A 20,609-nucleotide genomic window follows, 5' to 3' on the forward strand; every position below is an offset into this window, starting at 1 on the left:
GCCCGCGGCGACCTCAGCCGGCGGCGCCGTCCCCCGCTCCTTTCGGCGGTTCGAGGCCGTGGACCGTCGTCAGTTCGGTGAGGCCGCAGATGGTCAGCACCGGGCCGAGCAGCGAGGCGGCGACGATCTCGATGCGGTGGGCCCGGACGAGAAGTTCGTTGAGCCCGGCGCTGTCGAGGTACTCCACCGCACTCAGGTCGACGACCAGTGGCCCGGGACCGCATCCCAGAGCCTGGTCGGCGGCCGCTGCCAGCTCGGCGCAGTTGCTCAGGTCCACCTCGCCCGCGGCGCGGAGCACGACGGCGCCGTCCTGGCGCTTGCTGTAGGTGAGGGTCAAAGGCGTGGTCATCGGCTGATCCTCGTGTGCAGGGCGACGGTGGTGCCGCCGGCGTCCGACGTGACGGTGACGTTCTGCATCAGCGCCCGCATGAGCGTGAACCCGCGGCCGCGGTCCGTGCCGGGATCGGGGCGTGGCGTGCGCCATCCCCCGGTGTCGGAAACCGTCAGGTGCATGTCGTCCGCCCGCGCCTCCGCCCGCAGCCGGACGGTGTCCCCGGGGGTGTCGCGGTGCCCGTGCTCCACGGCGTTGGCGCACGCCTCGCCGACGGCGACCAGGACGTTCTGCACCGTCTGCGGCGGCAGCGCGCACTGGTTCAGCCAGTTGCGCAGGGCCCGGCGCACCGGTGCGAGCTGCGCCGCCTCGGCGGGGAAGGCCACGTTCAGCGGCGCCGGGTGCCGGTAGAGCAGCAGCGCGACGTCGTCGTCGTACCCGCCGGGCGGGGCCATCCGGTCCATGAGGCGGGCCGCGAGGTCCTCGACGCCGATGTGCCGCCCGTCGCGCACCGCCGACCCCGCCCGGTCGATGCCCTCGGTGAGCGGGCAGCGGCGGCGCTCCACCAGGCCGTCGGTGTACAGCAGGAGGGTCGCGTGCGGCGGCACCCGGTCGTACGCGCAGGGGCGGGAGTCGGCGGGACGCACCGCCAGCGGGAGGGAGCGCCCCTCGTCGAGCAGCCGGACACCGCCGTCGGGGTGGACCAGCACGCCCGGCGGGTGGCCCGCGCTGGAGTAGGCCAGCCGGCCGCTCGCGGGGTCGAGGACGCCGCAGAAGACGGTGGTGCACATCGCCCCCGGGAGGTCGGCGGCGAAGCGGTCGAGCGCGAGCAGCACCCGGTCGGGGCGCGGGTCCTGCAGCAGCAGCGCGCGGCACGCGCTGCGCAGCTGGCCCATGACCGCCGCGGCCTGCAGGCCGCGGCCGACGCAGTCCCCCACGACGATGCCGATACGCCCGTCGGCGAGCGCGACGGTGTCGTACCAGTCGCCGCCCACTTCCAGCGGGCGGGCGGCCGGCTCGTACCGCACGGCGAAGCCCTCCGGCAGTTCGGACGGCCCCAGGATGGCGCGCTGGAGCGCCAGGGCCGTCTCCCGCTGCTGGTCGATCTGGTGGGCCCGGGACAGGCCCTGCGCCAGGTGCCCGGCCAGCAGCGACAGCAAGGTGACGTCCTGGTCGGTGAACGGCCGGTGCTCGCCGAGGTCGAGCCACAGCACCAGCGGGCCCCGCGGGTGCTCCAGTCGGACGCCGACGCCTCCGCCGCGGGCCGACGGGGTCAGCGACGGGCCGTCCCGCAGGGCGCAGAGGGCGGCCTGCTGCTCGGCCCCAAGGGTGTCCCAGTCCGGAGCCGTGCCGATCGCCGCCGTGACGGGCCTGCCGCTCCCGGGGAAAAGCACCGCCAGCCCGCGGCTGGCCTGCCACAGGCCGGCCAGCTCCTTGAGCGCGCCGTCCAGCGACTCCGCCGTGCTGCCGGCCCTCGACAGTCCCACGGTCAGCGCCGCGACCGCCGTCTCGCGCCGGATGGCGTACCGCTCGGCGGTGACGTCGTGGAAGGTGCCGACCAGCACCCGGTCGCCGCTGTCCGGGTCCTGGACCCGGGCGAGGCTCGCCGACACCCACAGCCGGCGCCCGTCGCGGTGGCGCACAGGCAGGACGCGGTTGCCGCCCGCCCCGTCCGCGGCCGCGGTGAAGGCACGGGCGACCGCCCGGTGGCCTTCGGGGTCCGTAGCGGCGTCCGGCCACCAGGGCGGCTCCTGGGCGTACGGCAGATGCTCGGGCCCGTACCCGAGCACGTCCGCGAAGGCGGGGTTGACCTCGATCACGGCGCCGTCCCGGTCGCACACGAAGAAGGCGTCCTGCATCGAGTCGGTCAGCGCCGTGCGCCAGCGGGCGTGCCGGGTGCGCAGCCGGGCGAGTTCGACGTTCGCCCGCACCCGGGCCAGGAACTCGACGGCGGAGAACGGCTTGACGAGGTAGTCGTCCGCCCCGGCCTCCAGGCCTTCGACGGACGCCTCCTGACCGGCCCGCGCGGACAGCAACAGGACGGGGACGCCCGAGGTGCGCGGCCCGGCGCGCAACTCCGCCACCATCCGCAGCCCGTCCATGACCGGCATCATCACGTCGGCGACCAGCAGGTCGGGCGCCCGGGAGCGGACCTCCTCCAGCGCGGCCCGGCCGTCGGCGACCGTGCGGACCCGGTGTCCGGCGCCCCGCAGCAGCCGGGCGAGGTACTCGCGCATGTCGGCGTTGTCGTCGGCCACCACGACGTCGACGGGTCCGCCGCTCACCGTGTGGCCGGGCGCCGGCACCGGCCCGGCGGGCTCGGCGGCCGCCTCCGGGGTGGGCAGCCAGCGCAGGGCCTCCTGCACGAAGGGTTCGGCGGCGGACCCGACCGCGGGCCCGTCGCCGTCCCCGGCCACCGCGTCCGCCGGCAGGTGCGCGTGCCCGTAGGGCAGCCGGACGGTGAAGGTGGTGCCCTCGCCCTCCCGGCTGGTGGCGCCGATCGTGCCGCCGTGCAGCGTGACCAGCTCCCGGACCAGGGCCAGTCCGATCCCGCTGCCCTCGTTGGAGCGCGAGCGGACGTTCTCCATGCGGTGGAAGCGCTCGAAGAGCCGGGGGATCTCCTGTTCGGGCAGTCCGATGCCCGTGTCGGTGACGGTGACCACCGCCTCGCCGTCCCCGTCCCGCACGGTGAGCCGGATACCCCCGTCGAAGGTGAACTTGAGCGCGTTGCTGAGCAGGTTGAGGATCACCTTCTCCCACATGGCGCGGTCCAGGAAGACCGGTTCGGGCAGCGTGCGGCAGTCCACCTCGAAGAAGAGCCCGGCCCGCTCGACGGCCGACCGGAAGACGCTGGCCAGCTCGGCGGTGAGCGCGGCCAGGTCGGCGCCCTCGTAGCGGGCCTGCAGACGCCCCGCCTCGATGCGGGAGAAGTCCAGCAGGGTGTTGACGAGCTTGCCCAGCCGCATCCCGTTGCGGTGGATCACCTCGACCTCTTCGCGCACCTGCGGGGCGGCGTCCGCCAGCCGGGCGCGCAGCTCCTCGGCGGGACCCATGATCAGGGCCAGCGGGGTGCGGAACTCGTGGCTGACGTTGGAGAAGAAGGCGGTCTTGGCGCGGTCCAGCTCGGCGAGTTCCTCGGCCCGCCGCGCCTGCTCCCGGTAGCTGCGGGCGCTTCCGATGACGGCCGCCAGGTGGGACGCGACCAGTTCCACGAAGCCGCGGGTGGCATCGTCCGGCGGCCGGTAGCGGTTCAGCCCGGCGACCAGGAAGCCGTAGGGCCCGCCGCCCTGCCGGAGCAGCGGCACGAGCAGCGCCCGGTCGGGCGCGGACGGCCAGCCGCCGGTCGGCAGGTCCGCGAAGGCCGGCCCGTCCAGGGTCACGACCGCGGCGCGCGAGGCCGCGGGCTCGGCGGCCGGCCACACGGCCTCCGGGTCGCCGGCGCCGCCCGGCAGCCGGGCGGGCGCGGCCGGGTGCCCGGCAGCGATGCCGGTCGCGCCGGCCAGCCGGGCGCCGCCGTCCTCGTCGAACAGGTAGGTCAGGGTGAAGGGAAGGTCGCGGGCGTTGCCCGCGAGCTGCCGGGCGGCGAAGGCGAGCGCCTGCTCCTCGGTGCGCACCACGCTGGGGTCGGATCCCAGGTCCCGCAGGGTGGCCATGCGGCGCTCGGCGATGACGCGGTCGGTGTCCTCCCGCACCACGCACAGCATGCCGACGACGGCGTCGCCGTCGCGCAGCGGGCTGTAGGAGAAGGTGTGGTAGGTCTCCTCGGGGTAACCGGAGCGTTCCAGCAGGAGCAGCAGCGCCTCGTCCCAGGTGGCCTCCCCGGTCCTGAGGACGCTGTGGACGCGGACGCCGATGTCGTCCCAGATCTCCGCCCAGACCTCGCTCGCCGGACGCCCCAGTGCCCAGGGGTACTTGCGGCCGAGGGTGTCGCGGCGGTAAGCGGCGTTGCAGAAGAAGGTCAGGTCCGGACCCCACGCCATCCACATCGGGAAGCGCGAGGACAGCAGGATGTCGACCGCGGTACGCAGGCTCTGACCCCAGGCCCGTGGCGGTCCCAGCGGTGTCGACTCCCAGTCGACGGCGGCGAGGTCCCGGTGGATCTCGCCGTTCCCGGCGAACACCCCGTCCCGTCCGTGGTCCGGCCGGTCCTCGGCTTCCTCCTGTGCTGCCACGTCCGCCCCTCTCCCTCCTCGGTCTCCCCTACGATGTGTCTCTGCCCGCTGATCGGAAACCAAACGGACCGGCCGCGGGACGAGTGAACGGCGCCGCACGGGACAGCAGTCGCCAGGAGGAGGAACTGTGAGCGATCCCGATCCTGACCCCGTCCTGACCGTCACCGCGGCGCCCCACCCCGCGGGACCCTTCCTGATCACCGTCGTCGGCGAGCTGGACTTCTCCAACGCCGCCGACCTCCGTGACGTGATATGCGACACAGACTTCACACCCGCGGGCGTGGTGATCGATCTCACCGGCGTCCAGTACTGCGACTCGACGGGCATCACCGTGCTCGTCACCGCCTCCCAGCAGGCCGGGAAGGCGGGCTCGCCGCTCGCGCTGGCGGGGCTCGGTGACAGCCTCCAGCGGGTCTTCGCCATCGCCGGGCTGTACGAGGTCTTCTCCTCCTACCCCACCGTGGACGAGGCCGTGCGGGCCCTCTGAGCAGACCCTCCGGGCAGGCCCGCCGACCCGCCGGACCGGCCGCCGCGCGGCCGTCAGGCCACCGGGAGCACGACCCGGATCCGCTTGCCGCCGGACACGTCCTCCACGTGCACCGAGGTGGCGAGCCGCAGCACGATCGGCCAGCCGAACCCACCGGCCCGGGAGGCGTCGTCACCAGGTGACCGGCGGGCCCGCGGCCGCTGCGGGCTGGTGTCCTCGACCTCCAGCCACAGGCCGGACCCGTCGGGCGTGAGGCCCGCCCGGAGTGCGGCGAGGCCGCCGGCGTGCCGCAGCGCGTTGCTCACCAGCTCGGACACGACCAGCTCGGCGTCGCCTCTGGCGCGTGCGGTGCAGCCGGGAACGCCGTCCAGGACCTGGGCCACGGTCCGGCGGGCCACTGCCGCGGGGTGCTCGGACGCGCTGACCGGCGTCCCGGCGAGGGGAATGCTGTGAGCTGACATCTGCGGGCCCCCATCGGGTCGGTGCGACGGACGGTGGCGGGTTCGGCTCCGTTCGTACGGCCCCTGTCGTCGGGGGGCCATGAATGGTCCACTTCCCTGTGGTGTCCCTCGTTACACGGGTTCGTTCCCCGACGCCGCCGGACGACTACGGCACGTGCCGTAGTCTCGCTTCGGAGGGGACGATCAGAAAGAGGTACGCAATGGCGCAGGACAGGCCGGACAGGCTGCTGGACCTCCTGACGGACGGGCAGGGCGATTTCGTGGAGCGGTGGATACGCACCGTGACGTCGTCGCTGGCCGGCCGGCTCACGCCCGCGGAGGTCCAGCAGGACCTGACCGAGCTGTACGAGGCGCTGCTCGGTGCGCTGCGCAACGGTGGCGCGGCCACCAGGAGCGAGGAGTACGGAGAGGTGCGCAGCCTGCTGAGCGAGCTGTCGCGCAACCGCGCCCGCCAGGGCTTCAGCCCGACGGAGACGGCGATCAGCCTCTTCTCGCTCAAGGAGGTGCTGGAACCGGCACTCACCGAGAGCGGTGACCTGGCGGCGTACCTCCAGTTCTCGCGGATGCTCGACGATCTCGGGCTCTACACCATCGAGGTGCACGCCAAGGCGCGCGAGGAGATCATCGCCGCCCAGGCCGAGCAGCTGCTGGAGCTGTCCACGCCGGTGGTCAAGCTCTGGGACGGCATCGTGGGTGTCCCGCTGGTCGGGACGCTGGACTCGGCCCGGACCCAGGTGGTGATGGAGAAGCTGCTCCAGTCGCTGCTCGACCAGAACGCCACGCACGCGATCGTCGACATCACCGGCGTCCCCTCGGTGGACACCCAGGTCGCCCAGCACCTGCTCAAGACCGTGGTGGCCGCCCGCATGATGGGCGCGGAGTGCACCATTTCCGGCATACGCCCGCAGATCGCCCAGACCATCGTTGCGCTGGGGATCGAGTTCGGCGACATCACCACCAAGGCGACACTCGCCGACGCCTTGCGGCACGCGCTGCACAGCATCGACCGGGCCGCGCCCGCGACCGTGATCGGCGGCCAGGCGTGAGCGACCGCGTACCGGTACTCAAGATCGGTGACGTCCTGCTGGTCTCCATCCAGGTCGACCTGGAGGACCAGATGGTCATGGACCTCCAGGAAGACCTGTCGCAGCGGATCGTCGACACCGGGGCGCACGGTGTGGTGATCGACATCTCGGCGCTGGAGATCGTGGACTCCTTCGTCGGCAGGATGCTGGCCACCATCGCCGCGATCTCCCGCGTCCTCGGAGCGGACACGGTGGTCGTGGGCATGCGGCCCGCCGTCGCCATGACGCTGGTCGAGCTGGGCCTGTCCCTGGGCGGGGTGCGCACCGCGCTGAACCTCGAGCAGGGCATCGGCGTGCTGCGCCGGGCCCGGGACCAGGGTTCGGCAGGCGGCCGGTGACGTCCGGTGTCGAGCCGGTCGAGGAGTCGGCGGCAGAAGAGTCCCCCATCGTCGCCAACGCCGACGTGGTCAAGGCCCGGCAGACCGTCCGGGCCCTCGCCCAGCAGGCCCGGCTCTCGCTCGTCGACCAGACGAAGCTGGTCACCGCGGCGAGCGAGCTGGCACGCAACACGTTGACCTACGGCGGTGGCGGGAGCATGCGGGTGAGCATCGTCAGCAGGGGCGTCAAACGCGGGGTGAAGGTGACGTTCCATGACGAGGGGCCGGGTATCGCCGACATGGACCTGGCCCTGACGGACGGCTGGTCCTCGGGCAAGGGCATGGGCCTGGGCCTGAGCGGTGCGCGCCGCCTCGCGGACGAGTTCGAACTCGTCTCGGAACCCGGCAAGGGCACCCGCGTCGTGGTAGTCAAGTGGGCACGGTGAACGCGATGTCGCCCGCCGAGGCGGGCGAAGTGCTGTGGCTGCGGGTCGACCAGGGGCTGGCCTCCGCCGGGCGGCGCGAGGCCGCCGGGCTCGCCCGCCGGGCGGGGCTCACCGAGGGCCGCGCCGCCGACCTCGCACTCGCGGTGACCGAGGCGGCCACCAACCTCCAGAAGCACGCGGACGACGGGGCGCTGGCCCTGCGCATCACCGCCTTCGGCGACGGGGCGGCCGTCGAGGTGCTGGCCCTGGACAGCGGACCGGGCATAGCCGACATCGGCGCGGCGCTGCGGGACGGCTCCTCCACCACCGGCACGCTGGGTGTCGGGCTCGGCGCGATCCAGCGGCTCGCGGACGAGTTCGCCCTCCACACCCTGCCGGGCCGCGGTACGTGCCTGTACGCCCGCTTCACCGCCCTGCCGCCCGGCGCCGCGGAGCCGGTCCCGGCCCCGCGCTTCAGCGGGCTCACCCGTCCGATCGGCGGCGAGACGCAGTGCGGCGACACCTGGGCCGTACGGCAGGAACAGGACGCCGGGGGCGCGCCGCACCTGCTGGCGATGATGTGCGACGGGCTGGGGCACGGCCCGCTCGCGGCGCGGGCCGCCGACGCGGCGCGGACGGCGTTCCGCACCAGTTCGGCGACGGACCCGGCGGCGCTCCTCTCCGACATCCACAGGGGGCTCAGGGGCACCCGGGGCGCCGCCGTCGCGGTGGCGCGGGTGGATCCGGCGGCCCGCACGGTGTCCCTGTGCGGGGTGGGAAACATCGCCGCGTGCGTGCTCGGGGTCGCCTCCCGCCAGCCCCTGATGTCGGTACCCGGCATCGTCGGCCACAACTTCCCCCGGTTGCAGACGTTCAGCGCCGCCCTGCCCCCCGGCCACGTCCTGGTGCTCCACTCCGACGGGCTCACCAGCCGCTGGCAGCCGGCCCAGTTTCCCGGGCTCACCTCGCAGGCACCGGCGGTCGTCGCCGCGCAGCTGCTGTGGCAGGCGGGCACCCGGCGTGACGACGCCGGCGTCGTGGTCGTCAAGGTGCCGTCGTGACAGAGGCCGCGGCCCTTTCCGGCGAATCCCCCCTCGTCCTGCTCTCGACCGCCGTCGCCAGCGACCGGGAGATGCTGGCCCTGCGCAGGGACGTGCAGGAGGCCTGCCGCCGGCTGGGCCTGAAGGAGGCCGAGACCGTGCGGCTGGCCACCGTGGTGGGCGAAGTGGGCCGCAGCCTGCTGGGCGCCCGCGGACTCACCGGCCGGCTCATGCTGGTCGACGCCGAACCTCCCCTGGTCACGGCTGATTTCGGCTGGTCGGGGGCGATGCGGCCGCCGAACGGCGCGCTCGACGCGGCGCGGCGGCTGCTGCACAGCTGCGAATGGCACGAGGACCCGTTTCCCCGGGTGATTCTCGGGCAGCCGCTGGAGGTGACGACTCAGCCTCTCGCCGAGCTGGCTGCCGGACTGCGCAGGGAGCTGATGGGGCTGGGTGGCGTGAGCGTGGCGGAGGAACTGCGGAACCAGAACCACGACCTGCTCGCGGCACTTCAGCAGGCCCGCGCGCACCAGGAGGAGCTCCAGCGGCTCAACCAGGAGCTGGAGGAGACCAACAGCGGCGTTCTGGCGCTGTACGCGGAGCTGTCCAGCGAGCTGGAGGCAACCAACAGCGGTGTGGTGGCCCTGTACGCCGAGCTGGAGGAGAAGACGCGGCAGCTCAGCCTGCTCAACGAGGCCAAGACGCGCTTCTGGGCGAACGTGAGCCATGAGCTGCGCTCCCCGGTCAACGGCGTCCTCGGGCTGTCCCGGCTGCTGCTCTCGCCCGGCGCGGACCCGCTCACCGACGAGCAGGCCCAGCAGGTCCAGATGATCGCCTCCTCGGGCAGCACGATGCTGGCCCTGGTCGAGGAGCTGCTCGACGTGGCGAAGGCCGAGTCGGGGCGGCTGGAACCCGAGCTGGTCCCGGTCGACCTGCGGATGCTGCTGCACCAGATGCGCGGCACGCTGCACGGGACCGCCGCGCCCGGGGTGTCCCTGGTCTTCCCCGACGACGCCCCGCAGGAGCCGGTCCTCACCGACGAGGTGATGCTGACCCGCATCCTGCGCAACGTCCTGTCCAACAGCTTGAAGTTCACCGTGGCGGGCGAGGTCGCCCTGCGGGTCGAACGGGTCGGACGTGAGGGGCGGCCGTGGTGCGTCCTGACCGTCACCGACACCGGTATCGGCATACCGGCCGAGGAGCAGGTGCGGGTGTTCGAGGAGTTCTACCAGGTCCGCGGACCGCATCAGCGGGCGCACTCGGGCACCGGGCTCGGGCTGCCGTACGCCCGCCGGCTCACCGAGCTGCTCGGCGGCCGGATGATGCTCGACAGCAGCCCCGGCGTGGGGACCCGGGTGGTCGTTGAGATCCCGGCGGGCCCGCGGCCCGCAGGGCCCTCCGACAGCCCGGCACCGGCCCCCGTCCACCTGGACCTCCTAGTCGTCGTCGACGACGATCCCGCCTTCCGCGCCAGCGTGCGGCCCGTCCTGGCCGAGCTGTCCCGGGAGGTGGTCGAGGTCGGCGACAGCTCCGAGGCGGTCGCGGTGATACGGCGCCGGTGCCCCGACGCAATCCTGCTCGACCTGACGATGCCGCCGCCCGACGGCTACCAGCTGCTGGAGCGGCTGGCCGCGGACCCCGCCCTGAGCGACGTCCCGGTGGTCGTCCTGACCGCGAACGACCCCTCGGGCCTGGAGAACTCCCGTCTGGTGCACGCGCAGGCCGTGCTGGGCAAGACCCACCTGTCCGCGAGGCGGCTCGCGGACGTGCTCGCCCCGGTGCTCGCGCACGGCCCCGCCGACGGCGGGAGGGCGCAGCGGTGACCGCCTCCCCCGCCGACGACGGCGCCGGCGCGACGGTGCTGCTCGTCGACGACAACCCGACCAACCGGTACGTGCTGGGCGCCTATCTGCGGCGCGCCGGGCACGAGGTGGTGGAGGCCGAGGACGGCGCCAGCGCCCTCGAACTGCTGCGCGACTCCCCGGATCTGCCGGAGCTCGCGGTGATCGACGTGCGGCTGCCCGACATGACCGGCTTCGAGGTCTGCGAGATCGTCAAGGCCGACCCCAGGACTGCGCGGCTGCCCGTCATTCATGTGTCGGCCTCGGCCATCAGCGTCACCGACCGGGCCCAGGGCCTCAACCGCGGCGCCGACGCGTACCTCACCGAGCCCGTCGCCGCCAACGAGCTGCTGGCCACCGTGGCGGCCGTGCTGCGCTACGCGCGGGCGCGGCAGCGGGCCGAGACGCTCGCCGGCCGGCTCAGCCTGCTCAACAGCGTCACGCTCGACTTCTACCACGCCGACGACGTCGCCGACCTCGCCACCCGGGCTGCCCGCGGTGCCCAGCGGATGTTCGGCACCGACGCCCTGGTGGTGGTGCGCACCGCCGAGGACGGCCTGGTGCAGATGATCGGCAGGCAGGACGGCGCGGCTCCGGCCGTGGCCGCGGAGACGCCGGAGCGGTTCGCCCGCGAGGTGCTGCGGTTGCAGTCCCGGGCGGACGCCGGTGTGCGGCTGGAGATGGTGCCGGCGGGCCGGCTGGCGGGCACCGACCCGCTGACCGGCGGCACCCGGGCCCTCGCCGTGGCATCGGCACGGGTCAAGGGCACCGGTTCGACGGCGGGCGTCGTCCTGCCGCAGGACGCGCTCGGCGACGACGACCACGAGGTGCTGACGCAGCTGGCGCACGCCTGCGCGCTGTCCCTGGAGGCGCTGCGCTCCTACCGGGAGGAGCACGCCCTGGCGCTGACCCTGCAGCGCACCTTCCTGCCCGCCTCGCTGCCCACCTCGCCGCTCGCCGAACTGGCCGTGCGCTACCTGCCGGCCAGCCAGACCGCCGAGATCGGCGGCGACTTCTACGAGGCGCTGCCGGTCGCCGGCGGTCTGCTGCTGGCCGTGGGCGACGTCGCGGGCCACTCCCTGGACGCCGCCGTGGTGATGGGGGAGATCCGGCACGCCCTGCGCGCCTACGCCCTGGAGGGCCACGGTCCCGACGTCGTCCTGTCTCATCTGGACCGGCTGCTGCAGCAGGTCGACTCCCCCGTGGGCGCGACGCTGTGCGTGGCGCTGGTGGAGGAGTCCGGGCGGGCCGTCCGGGTGGCCAACGCCGGGCATCTGCCCCTGGCGGTGCGCAACCCCGGGGAGAAGGCGTACTTCGTGCACGAGCACGGGCCCATGCTCGGGCTGGGGTTGTCCCATCCGCCGGCGGTGCGCGTCCCCGTCCGCCCCGGCACCCAGCTGGTCATGGTCACCGACGGCCTGCTGGAGCGGCGCGACGGCGACCTGGACGAGGCGATGGAGCGGATGGCCGACGTGCTGAGCGGCGCCACGCAGGACGCCGAGGACATCTGCGAGCTGCTGCTCACCCGCTTCCCGCCGGACGGCCAGGACGACGTCGCACTGATGGCCGCGCGCCTGCTGTGACGCGCGCCCGCGGCCCTACGGCCCCGGTCCCCCGCAGCCCCCGGAGAACGCACCACCCGCCGCCCGTACACGCGCTGTACGGGCGGCGCCTCCTTTCCGGCGGCGCCTTTCCGTTTTCACTTACCCGGCGGGGAACTCCGGCGGCATACATGACGGGAGCAGGGGAATACGCCGGTTGGAGGTTGATAATCATGGGACCGTTGCTCGTCGTTCTTCTTCTCGCACTGCTTCTGTTCGGCGCCGGATTCGCGCTCCATCTCCTGTGGTGGATAGCGGTCGTCGTCCTTGTGCTGTGGCTGCTGGGATTCGTCCTGCGGGGCACCCACTCCAGCGGCGGACGGGGCCGGTGGTATCGCTGGTAGCAGGACATCGGCAATGTGGTGAGGGCGTTCCCCGACGGGGAACGCCCTCACCACATGCCGTTCCGCCCGGCACGGGCGGGGTTACACCGCCCCCTTGTGGCGGTAATTCCTCAGCCGTGCGACCAGTGCCCGGATGACGGGAAGGCGATTTCGGTGCGCTTTCTCGTACCGGAGCAGGTCGGTCAGCTCCGCCGGGCCCAGATCGGGGAAGAAACTCTCCGCCGTCCGGCCCGCCAGATGGTTGTAGTCGACAATGGGCAGCTGCTCCGTCGACGGATCACGGCTCTCGCCCTCGAATTTCGGCATTCGACCTCCCGAGACGCATGGCCGCCTGCCCTCGAACGGGCGCGCGAAACCGTGGGGGTGCGGGAATCAGCCGAACCGGGTCGCCGCGGCACACCGGGTGTGAGGGCGCCGAACCGGGGCACGCGACCTGTTGGCCCCCCAGGGTGCCGATGTCCCCTCGGGGACCGGCGGCGCTGCCGCCCGGTGGCGCCCGGTCGTCCCTCCCCCCCCTGGACGGCCGGGCGCACCTTTTCCGTACGCCGGGTCGCCGCCGCACACCTGTCGGTCGGGCCCGGAGGGCGCGTCAGAACAGCCGGGCGCGCAGCGCGCCGATCCTGCCGACCGCGGCATCGAAGTCGGCCGCGCCCAGCGCGCCGTTCTGAAGTGCGGCGGCCAGGGCGGAGACGATCGCCTGGCCCTGAGCGACATCACCGGACGCGTCGAGGACGAGGTCCATGCCCGCCGCCGCGGCGGTGACCGCGTTCTGCGCCGGGGTGCCGAGGCCGCTCAGCGCGCCCGCGCCGATCGCGTCGGTGACGGTGACCCCGGTGAAGGTGAAGCGGTCGCGCAGCTCGCTCTGCACCACGGTCGGGGACAGCCCCGCGGGACGCGCCGCGTCGAGCTGCGGGTAGACGGCCCAGGACACCATCACCAGGTCGGCGCCAGCGGCGAGCGCCGCGGTGTACGGGATCTCGTCGATGTGCCGCAGCTGGGAGAGCGTGACCGGCAGGGTGACGGCCCGCAGGTCGGTGTTCTGCGCGGCGCTCGCCGACCCCAGGCCGGGGAAGTGCTTGGCGGCGGCCGCGACTCCGGTGGCGCGCTGGGCCGTGACGAACTCCCGTCCGCAGACCGCGACCACCTCCGGATCGGTGCTGTAGGAGCGCTGGTACTGGTCGTCGAAGTCCCCGGCCGTCCGGTAGACGTCCAGCACCGGGGCCAGGTTGACGTTCATCCCGACGCTGCGCAGCAGGTTGCCCGCGCCCGTGCCGGCGCTCGCCGCTGCGCCCGCCGGGTCGGCCGAGGCACCGATCTGCCGGGCGGACTGGACCGGCGCGCCCGGCAGCCGCCGTATCTGCCCGCCCTCCTGGTCGGTCATCAGGAGCAGCGGCGCGGAGGACGGGCTGCTCGCGTTGGCCTGCCGTATCTGCTGGACGGCCGCCGTGATCTGGGCGAGGCTGCCGATGTTGTCGCCGAAGAAGATCACACCGGCCGCCTGGCCCGCGCTGATCTGCGTGAGCAGGCTCTGCGGGACGGTCGTGCCGGAGTACGAGAAGACGACCCGCTGCCCGGCCTGCTGCTGCGGGGTCGGCGCGGCGGCCCCGGCCGGGCGGAACATGCCGCCCAGGCCCGCGGCGGCGGCTCCGGTGCCGGCCGCCAGGACGGTGCGGCGGGAGAAGGGGCGACCGGGACGGCCGGTATCTGCCATGTCGTCCTCCGGGTGGTGAGCGTGCGGCGGCCGGGACGGGGGTGCGCCCGGATGCGGTCCACGCCAAGAGTGAAGGAAGTCTTCTCGTCGTACAAGATGCGTGAAAGAAAGCGCCATTGACCGGTCGCGCAGGCGGCCCGCAGCGAGGACGCTCGCTGCGGCCCGCCCGCGAAGGGGAACAGCGCCGACCGAGAGGACCGGTCAGCGGACCGTCCACCGCTGCAGCGGAGAGTTCCCGTCCGGCTGCTGGGTGATCAGGGCGCCGTTGGCCTTCGACGCCGCCGTCAGGAGAAGACCGCTGCCGACGGAGGCCAGGGTGTACGTGCCGTCCGCCCCGGCGGTGGCCCTCCAGTGCTGGTTGGCCCTGCCGGTGCACGGCCACTGGATCACCTTCGCGCCCGCCGCGGCCGAGGCGCCGTCGACGTCCGCGCACAGGCCGGACTCGGCGCTCGCCAGTTCGTAGGAGCCGTCGGACTGCCGGGTGAAGGTCCACTTCTGGTTCGCGCCGCCGTTGGCGGTCCACGCCGTGAGCTGGGTGCCCGCGGTGGCGCTGTGGTCGGGAGCGTCGAGCGCCTTCCCGCCCGTGGTGAGGGTGCGGGTGCCGTCCAGCGGGGCGGGCGCGGTGCCTGCCGCCGTGACGGTGAGCGTCTGCTCCGCGGCGGTACGGCCGCCGCCGACGGGGCTGCCGCCGGTGTCGCTCCAGGCGCGCACCGGGGTGGTCTCCGGCTGCCGCACGCCGGGCGCGGACAGCCCGATCACCAGGCCGCTGTAGCGGTTGACGAGCCGGTAGGTGCCGGTGGGCGCGCCGTCGCCGGGCGATGTGCCGGGGAGGACGAACCACTGCTGGGCGGTGGTCGGCCCGCCCGCAGGTGCCGGTGTCACGACGGGCGCGCTGCCCCAGGCCCGGCCCCCGGACGGGGTGGCGGGGACGCCGAGCAGCTGCCCCGTCGCGGCGTTGGTGACGCGGTACGAGCCGTCGCCGTCGGCGCCGAAGAACCAGGTGCCCGCCGGGGACTGGGCACCTGCGGCCAGCGAGACGGTGGCGGACGTGCCGGCGCCCTGGGCGAGCACACCGCCCGCCCCGCTGGTGATGCGGTAGGCCGTCGCCGGGTCGAAGGGCGACGCGGCGGGGGCGGCCGCGCCGATCGTCAGGTTGACGTACTGACCGGAGGCGCCGCCCGAGCAGCCGAAGGAGCAGTAGGAGCGGAAGTCCTTGCCGACGACTGCCGTGCCCGTCCTGGTGGCGCTGTCGAGGAACCAGCGGTACCAGGAGGCGGTGCGGTAGGAGCCCGAGTCGCCGAGCAGCGTCCACTTCTGGGTCGCGAGGTTGTCGGTGGCGTAGAACTGCTGCGGGGCGTTGCCCGACTGGTCGACGGCCTGCGGCTCGCCGATGTAGAGGCCCAGGTAGGCGTCGTAGGTGATGTCCATGACGAACAGCGGCGAGGTCGGCGGGGCGGTGCCGGCCGCGATCTGCTGGCCGGTGGTGCCGGGCGTGTCCGGGCGGTACTCCTTGGCGGGCGGGGTGTAACCGGTGTCGCCGGGCGAGGCCACCGGCACCATGTTGCTCTCCCGGCCGCCGACGCCGGGTTCCGTCCAGTGGCCGTCGTACCACTTCTGCCAGGTGCCGGTGGCCATCTTCCCCGCGATCGGCGCGCGTGCCACGTGCTCGTAGAAGGCCTTCCACCCGCCGTTCTTGTCGACCACGCGCGAGCCGTAATACACGTAGAAGTAGCCGGACGCGGCGTCGACGTAGAGCCGCTGGTCGCCGTCGCCGTAGTAGTACGTCTGCTGCGGGAAGGCCGCGGTGTCACCGCGCCGGGTGCTGTACGGCGAGGTGATGGCGTGGCCCTCGATCGTCCAGTTGCGGCCCCGGTCGGTGGACAGCGCCCAGTCGACGGCGTCGTAGTGCAGGCCGTCGCCGAAGGGCTGCGGGGTGAACTCGTTGTGCACCAGGCCGTACCAGTCGCCGGTGTCGGGATCCACCCACACGCCCGCCAGGTCGCAGAAGTTGCGCTGCGAGTAGCCCGAACCTGCCGGGGGGTCGGTGGCCTCCACGCCCGTCGGGCTGTTGTCGCACAGCACGGTCGTGTCGGGGTTGGTGCCGGCGTCGCTGACGGGGTCCCGGGTGGCCGCGTCGAAGTCGGTGCCGGAGTAGAAGCTCCAGGACCGGCCCTGGGTGGAGCCGTAGAGGGAGTGGGCCTGCTGGAAGTGGAAGGTGCCGTCCCTGTCGAGGTAACCGGCCGCCGGGGTGTCGTCCGGGTGCGTCCAGGACCCGAGGGCGCCCACGGTGACGGTGTACGGGGGCGGGGCGGCGGATGCGCCGGTCTGCCGGGCGGCGGCCACGGAGGGCACGGCCGCGGCCAGGGCGGTGGTCAGGACGGTCAGGAGCGTTCTCCAGGTGCGTCGCACGGGGACTCCTCGAAGGTGGGGGGCGCGTCGATGCGGTCGGGCCGGCGTTCCTCCCATCGGGGTTATCGATGCCATGCCCGACATCGCGGGGTGCGGGGCACATCTGTGCCGCTCGCACGGGGGGCGTGACCTGGCGTACCAGGTGGAACACCGCGGACGGCAGGGGCGGGCGGAGGCTCGCGCCACCACGGGGGTACACCCGTCCGACGGCCTTTCAGGCCGAAGCATGGCAGAGGATGTTATCGATGCCAAGGTGCTGTGCACCGGCACCCGGCCGCGGGCGCGGGGCGGTTCAGCGCGCGGGCGGCGGGGCGGTGCTGGCGCGCACCCGCAGTTCCGGCTCCACCCTGGCGCGCTCCCGCACCGCCGCCGGGTCGCTGACCAGCCGCAGCAGATGACTGATCGCGAGGGCGCCCATGGACGCGAACGGCTGGGCCACGGTGGTCAGGGACGGCGAGCAGAACTCGGCGAGCGGGATGTCGTCGACGCCGACCACCGAGATGTCGTCCGGCACGCGCCGGCCCAGCTCGTGCAGGGCCCGGACGACCCCGAAGGCCATCTCGTCGCCTGCGACGAACACGGCGGTGACGTCCGGGATCTTGCCCAGGACCAGGCCGCACCGGTAGCCGGAGGCCGCGGACCAGTCGCCGTCCAGCTGCGGCGGCACCGCCCGGCCCTCGGCCTCCAGCACCGCGCGCCAGGCGGCCGTGCGGCTGGCCGCGTCGAGCCACTGCTGGGGTCCGGCCACGTGCCAGACCGTCTCGTGGCCGAGGTCGAGCAGATGACGGACCGCCAGCTCGGCCACCCGCCCCTGGTCCACGGCGACGACCTCGGTGGCCGCCGTGCGCGAACCGTCGATGGTGAGGGTGGGCACCACGGCCGTCAGGTGCTCGATCCGCGGGCTCACGTGGATCAGCGGCACCGCCAGGACGACGCCCTCCACGTGCTGCTCGGCCAGCCGCAGCAGCGCGGCCTCGATCGCGGAGGTGTCGAGCGAGGCGGTGGTGGCGGTGTTCACCGAGTAGCCCGCCTCGTGCGCGGCGCGTTCGGCGCCCGCCAGGAAGGCGGCCCGCGAGTGGAAGCCGGTCTCCAGGGTGACCAGCCCGATCGTGCGGCTGCGCCCGGAGGACAGCACCCGGGCGGCGTTGTTCTTGCGGTAGCCGAGCTGCTCGGCGGCGGCCAGGACCCGGGCGCGCGTCGCTGCCTGGACGTTCGGATGCCCGCCCAGCGCCCGGGACACCGTCTGGGCGGAGACGCCCGCGACCCTGGCGACGTCGGTCATCCCCGGCGGCCGGGATCCGCCGCCGCCGTCCGGCTCCCTCACCATGTGCGCCCCTTCGCCCCTGTGTCGCGCCATGCTACCGCTCCCATCCACGGGTGTGGCCCGGTACGCGGGGGAAGGCCCGTACCGCCCGGGGGATGAGATTGGCATCGATAACATCCCGTGCCACAGTAGGGGCCGCACCTGGCGGAGCCCGACGCAGAGGGCCGGCAGGCCTCGAGAAGGAGTGGTCCGTGGGGTCATCGGGCAACGACGCGATATCGATAGCGTTCCGCGGCATGGTCGTCCGCCCGGACGAGCTGCGGGACGGGCCCTCCCCCGCCGCGGAACCCGTTGCCGCCTCCGCCTTCTCCCGGCAGCCGCCCGCAGGCGCCGAACCGGCGCTGTCGTGGCGGGACGGCGAACTGCTGCGGGAGGGCCGTCCGCACCGGATCCTCGCCGGATCCCTGCACTACTTCCGGGTCCACCCGGCGCAGTGGGCCGACCGGCTGGCGCGCCTGGCCGCCATGGGCCTCAACACCGTGGACACGTACGTCGCCTGGAACTTCCACCAGCCGCGGCGCGGGCGGCCGCGTTTCGACGGGTGGCAGGACATCGGGCGTTTCCTGGAGCTGGCGCAGGAGGCGGGCCTCGACGCCGTCGTCCGCCCCGGCCCGTACATCTGCGCCGAGTGGGACAACGGCGGCCTGCCCGCGTGGCTGACCGGCACGCCCGGGATGCGCCCGCGCACCTCGCACCGCCCCTACCAGGACGCCGTGGCGGACTGGTTCGACGAGCTGATCCCGCGGATCGCCGCCGCCCAGGCCGGACGCGGCGGGCCGGTCGTCGCGGTGCAGGTGGAGAACGAGTACGGCAGCTACGGCGACGACACCGCCCACCTGGAGTGGCTGCGGGACGCGCTGACCGGGCGCGGGATCACCGAGCTGCTCTACACCGCCGACGGCCCGACCGACCTCATGCTCGACGCCGGGATGCTGCCGGGTGTGCTGGCCGCCGCCACCTTCGGGTCGAAGCCCGCGGACGCGGCGGCCGCGCTGCGCCGGAGGCGGCCCGGCGAGCCCTTCGTGTGCGCGGAGTTCTGGAGCGGCTGGTTCGACCACTGGGGCGAGCAGCACCACGTCCGTTCCCCGCACAGCGCCGCGCAGACACTGTCCGGCATCCTGGACGGCGGCGGCTCGGTGAGCTTCTACATGGCGCACGGCGGCACCAACTTCGGCCTCACCTCGGGAGCCAACCACGACGGGGTCCGTCTCCAGCCGACGGTCACCAGCTACGACAGCGACGCCCCGATCGCCGAGCACGGCGCCCCGACGCCGAAGTTCTTCGCGATACGCGACCGGCTGCTGGCCCTGACCGGCGCCGAGGCCCCTCCCCCGCCCGCCGGTGTCCCGCTGCTCCCGCCCCGCGTGCTGCGGACGGAGCGGGGCGCCGGACTGCTGGACGGCCTGACCGCCATGGCCCGGCCCGCGGTCGGCTCCCCGACCCCGCTGAGCTTCGAGGAGCTGGAGCAGCCCTCGGGCCTGGTGCTCTACCGGGCCGCCCCGCGCATCCCGGCCGGGCGCCACGAGCTGGGCGTGCACGGCCTGCACGACCGCGCCCAGGTCTTCCTCGACGGAGCACCGGCCGGGATTCTCGACGGGGAGACCTCCGCCCTCACCGTCGAGGGCACCGGCGGGCCGGTCCGGCTCGACCTGCTCGTGGAGAACCAGGGGCGTATCAACTACGGCCCCCTCCTCGGCCAGGGCAAGGGCATCCTCGGCGGCGTCCGCGTCGGCCGGCGCCTGGTCCACACCTGGCGGATGCACGGGCTCCCGCTGGACGAGTGGACCCCGCGGGACGTCCGCCGGGCCCCTGCCTCCGCCCCGCCGGACGGCCGGGCCGGTTTCGCCACCGCGCACTTCACCGCGCCCGAACCCGCCGACACCTTCCTGGCGCTGCCCGGCTTCGGCAAGGGCTTCGCCTGGATCAACGGCACCCTGCTGGGCCGCTACTGGCACACCGGTCCGCAGACCACCCTGTACGTGCCCGCGCCGCTGCTGGCACCGGGCCGCAACACCGTCACCGTGCTGGAACTGGAGCGGTTCGGGGAGGCCGTCGAACTGCGCGACCGGCCGGAACTGGGCCCGCCGCAGGAGTACGTCGAGACGTTCTGACCGCGACCGCGACCGCCTACCCCAGCAGCGCCAGCAGCCGGGCCAGCGCGGCGGCCACGGGCTCGGCCAGCGGGCCGACCGCAGCCGCGACCCGCCCGAGCCGTTCCAGCGCCGGGCGGTTCGCGGTCATCGCGGCCCGGTCCGTCACGAGCACCGGCCGGACCTCCTCGACCGTGCGGCTCTGCGCCGGGGTGAGGTGGGCGGCGACGGCGAGGAGCGCGGTGGCCAACTGGCCGACAGCGGCGCGCAGTTCCGCGTCCGGGGCGCGGCCGACGTCGCCGTGGTTGATCCCTATGTTCGTTTCGCCGTGCTGGTGGATGACCGGGCCGTTGTAGGTCGTCCGGTGTGTCGGTTCGGTCACTGTCTGATCCCCGTGTTCGTCCTGCCGTGCTGGTTGAAGACCGGACCGTTGTAGGTGTATTGGTACACAAAGCGCGTGAACTCGGCCTCCGGGTGGTCGATCGCGTGAACGATCTGCCGGGCGATCTCCGCGAGCTGTTCCAGGTTCGGCAGCGTCACGGCCACGCAGGAGCCGCCTGCCGTCTCCACGGCCAGGACGGGCCGCACCTGTCCGGACCTGAGCAGGACGAACAGGAGCACGGCGGTCACGGCCAGGGGGGCGAGCGAGAGTTCGTCGGCTCCGGCGGCGCGCAACGCCAGGACCACCGCACCCGAGACGGCAGCGGTCTTCCACATCAGGCGCTGGCCCCAGGTCCGGGTCAGGGCGGGTCTGACCATGGACGCCTCGACCCGGGTGATGTTGTGCAGCGGGACGGCCGCCGGGCCCACCCACAGCGTCCGGCGCCGGACCGCGATCTCCACGTACGGCCCAAACGGCGCCGGAGCGCGGCCCGAAGGCCCCGACAGCGGTCCGTACGGCCCCGGCCCCGGCGGTGGCGGTGGCGGTACGAAATGTCCCCCGGCTGTCATGCACTCCCCCTCGTACCCAC

At 73.8% G+C, this 20,609-nt stretch carries 18 protein-coding genes; 9 read left to right on the forward strand and 9 right to left on the reverse strand.

Going from position 1 to position 20,609, the window contains the following annotated elements; all coding sequences use genetic code 11:
• Positions 1-13: 13 nt before the first annotated feature.
• The gene (locus tag ACH4PY_RS19190; RefSeq protein WP_398183713.1) at positions 14-349 is read right to left on the reverse strand and encodes an STAS domain-containing protein; all 336 of its coding nucleotides are present in this window, start codon (positions 347-349) and stop codon (positions 14-16) included.
• On the reverse strand, positions 346-4,503 hold the full coding sequence (locus tag ACH4PY_RS19195; protein ID WP_398183716.1) for a SpoIIE family protein phosphatase: 4,158 nt from the start codon (positions 4,501-4,503) through the stop codon (positions 346-348). The genes ACH4PY_RS19190 and ACH4PY_RS19195 overlap by 4 nt, the downstream gene beginning before the upstream one ends.
• A 127-nt stretch (positions 4,504-4,630) precedes the next feature.
• Here ACH4PY_RS19195 and ACH4PY_RS19200 point away from each other — a divergent pair, with 127 nt between their 5' ends.
• Positions 4,631-4,990: an STAS domain-containing protein gene (locus ACH4PY_RS19200; protein WP_398183719.1), complete on the forward strand. Its 360-nt coding sequence runs from the start codon at positions 4,631-4,633 to the stop codon at positions 4,988-4,990.
• Positions 4,991-5,043: 53 nt separating this feature from the next.
• On the opposite strand, the gene ACH4PY_RS19205 is transcribed toward ACH4PY_RS19200, so the two are convergent.
• Positions 5,044-5,451, reverse strand: a complete 408-nt coding sequence (locus ACH4PY_RS19205) for an ATP-binding protein (RefSeq protein ID WP_398183722.1) — start codon at positions 5,449-5,451, stop codon at positions 5,044-5,046.
• A 200-nt stretch (positions 5,452-5,651) separates the two neighbouring features.
• Here ACH4PY_RS19205 and ACH4PY_RS19210 point away from each other — a divergent pair, with 200 nt between their 5' ends.
• The 7 genes from ACH4PY_RS19210 (at position 5,652) to ACH4PY_RS19240 (ending at position 12,104) form a co-directional block, all read left to right on the forward strand.
• On the forward strand, positions 5,652-6,497 hold the full coding sequence (locus ACH4PY_RS19210) for an STAS domain-containing protein (RefSeq protein ID WP_398183725.1): 846 nt from the start codon (positions 5,652-5,654) through the stop codon (positions 6,495-6,497).
• A complete protein-coding gene (locus ACH4PY_RS19215; protein ID WP_398183728.1) occupies positions 6,494-6,874 on the forward strand; it encodes an STAS domain-containing protein in 381 nt (126 codons plus the stop codon). Before ACH4PY_RS19210 ends, ACH4PY_RS19215 begins: the two co-directional genes overlap by 4 nt.
• Entirely contained in the window at positions 6,871-7,299 is a 429-nt protein-coding gene (locus ACH4PY_RS19220) for an anti-sigma regulatory factor (RefSeq protein ID WP_398183731.1), read from the forward strand. Before ACH4PY_RS19215 ends, ACH4PY_RS19220 begins: the two co-directional genes overlap by 4 nt.
• On the forward strand, positions 7,287-8,339 hold the full coding sequence (locus ACH4PY_RS19225; RefSeq protein ID WP_398183734.1) for an ATP-binding SpoIIE family protein phosphatase: 1,053 nt from the start codon (positions 7,287-7,289) through the stop codon (positions 8,337-8,339). Before ACH4PY_RS19220 ends, ACH4PY_RS19225 begins: the two co-directional genes overlap by 13 nt.
• Positions 8,336-10,141, forward strand: a complete 1,806-nt coding sequence (locus ACH4PY_RS19230) for a hybrid sensor histidine kinase/response regulator (RefSeq protein WP_398183737.1) — start codon at positions 8,336-8,338, stop codon at positions 10,139-10,141. The genes ACH4PY_RS19225 and ACH4PY_RS19230 overlap by 4 nt, the downstream gene beginning before the upstream one ends.
• A complete protein-coding gene (locus tag ACH4PY_RS19235) occupies positions 10,138-11,742 on the forward strand; it encodes a SpoIIE family protein phosphatase (protein WP_398183740.1) in 1,605 nt (534 codons plus the stop codon). Before ACH4PY_RS19230 ends, ACH4PY_RS19235 begins: the two co-directional genes overlap by 4 nt.
• A 191-nt stretch (positions 11,743-11,933) precedes the next feature.
• Complete coding sequence (locus tag ACH4PY_RS19240; protein WP_398183743.1) at positions 11,934-12,104, forward strand: DUF5670 family protein; 171 nt, start codon at positions 11,934-11,936, stop codon at positions 12,102-12,104.
• A gap of 81 nt (positions 12,105-12,185) precedes the next feature.
• Here the strand turns inward: ACH4PY_RS19240 and ACH4PY_RS19245 are convergent, their stop codons facing one another.
• The 4 genes from ACH4PY_RS19245 to ACH4PY_RS19260 form a co-directional block, all read right to left on the reverse strand.
• Positions 12,186-12,410, reverse strand: coding sequence for a hypothetical protein (locus tag ACH4PY_RS19245; protein ID WP_398183746.1), 225 nt, complete (start codon positions 12,408-12,410; stop codon positions 12,186-12,188).
• Between the two features lie 283 nt (positions 12,411-12,693).
• The gene (locus ACH4PY_RS19250) at positions 12,694-13,815 is read right to left on the reverse strand and encodes a glycoside hydrolase family 3 N-terminal domain-containing protein (RefSeq protein ID WP_398183749.1); all 1,122 of its coding nucleotides are present in this window, start codon (positions 13,813-13,815) and stop codon (positions 12,694-12,696) included.
• Positions 13,816-14,016: 201 nt separating this feature from the next.
• Entirely contained in the window at positions 14,017-16,224 is a 2,208-nt protein-coding gene (locus ACH4PY_RS19255) for an RICIN domain-containing protein (protein WP_398183752.1), read from the reverse strand.
• A 292-nt stretch (positions 16,225-16,516) separates the two neighbouring features.
• Positions 16,517-17,551: a LacI family DNA-binding transcriptional regulator gene (locus ACH4PY_RS19260; RefSeq protein WP_398183755.1), complete on the reverse strand. Its 1,035-nt coding sequence runs from the start codon at positions 17,549-17,551 to the stop codon at positions 16,517-16,519.
• A gap of 188 nt (positions 17,552-17,739) precedes the next feature.
• On the opposite strand from ACH4PY_RS19260, the gene ACH4PY_RS19265 reads away from it, so the two are divergent.
• The gene (locus ACH4PY_RS19265; protein ID WP_398183758.1) at positions 17,740-19,659 is read left to right on the forward strand and encodes a glycoside hydrolase family 35 protein; all 1,920 of its coding nucleotides are present in this window, start codon (positions 17,740-17,742) and stop codon (positions 19,657-19,659) included.
• 16 nt (positions 19,660-19,675) lie between these two features.
• Here the strand turns inward: ACH4PY_RS19265 and ACH4PY_RS19270 are convergent, their stop codons facing one another.
• Together ACH4PY_RS19270 and ACH4PY_RS19275 are read right to left on the reverse strand one after the other, a co-directional pair.
• A complete protein-coding gene (locus ACH4PY_RS19270; protein ID WP_398183760.1) occupies positions 19,676-20,020 on the reverse strand; it encodes a hypothetical protein in 345 nt (114 codons plus the stop codon).
• Positions 20,017-20,481 (reverse strand): DUF6232 family protein, encoded by a 465-nt coding sequence (locus ACH4PY_RS19275; RefSeq protein WP_398183763.1) that lies wholly within the window; start codon positions 20,479-20,481, stop codon positions 20,017-20,019. The genes ACH4PY_RS19270 and ACH4PY_RS19275 overlap by 4 nt, the downstream gene beginning before the upstream one ends.
• Between the last annotated feature and the right edge of the window lie 128 nt (positions 20,482-20,609).

Origin of the sequence: Streptomyces sp. NPDC021224 (assembly GCF_044332905.1) — a bacterium.
Classification (GTDB): Bacteria; Actinomycetota; Actinomycetes; order Streptomycetales; family Streptomycetaceae; genus Actinacidiphila.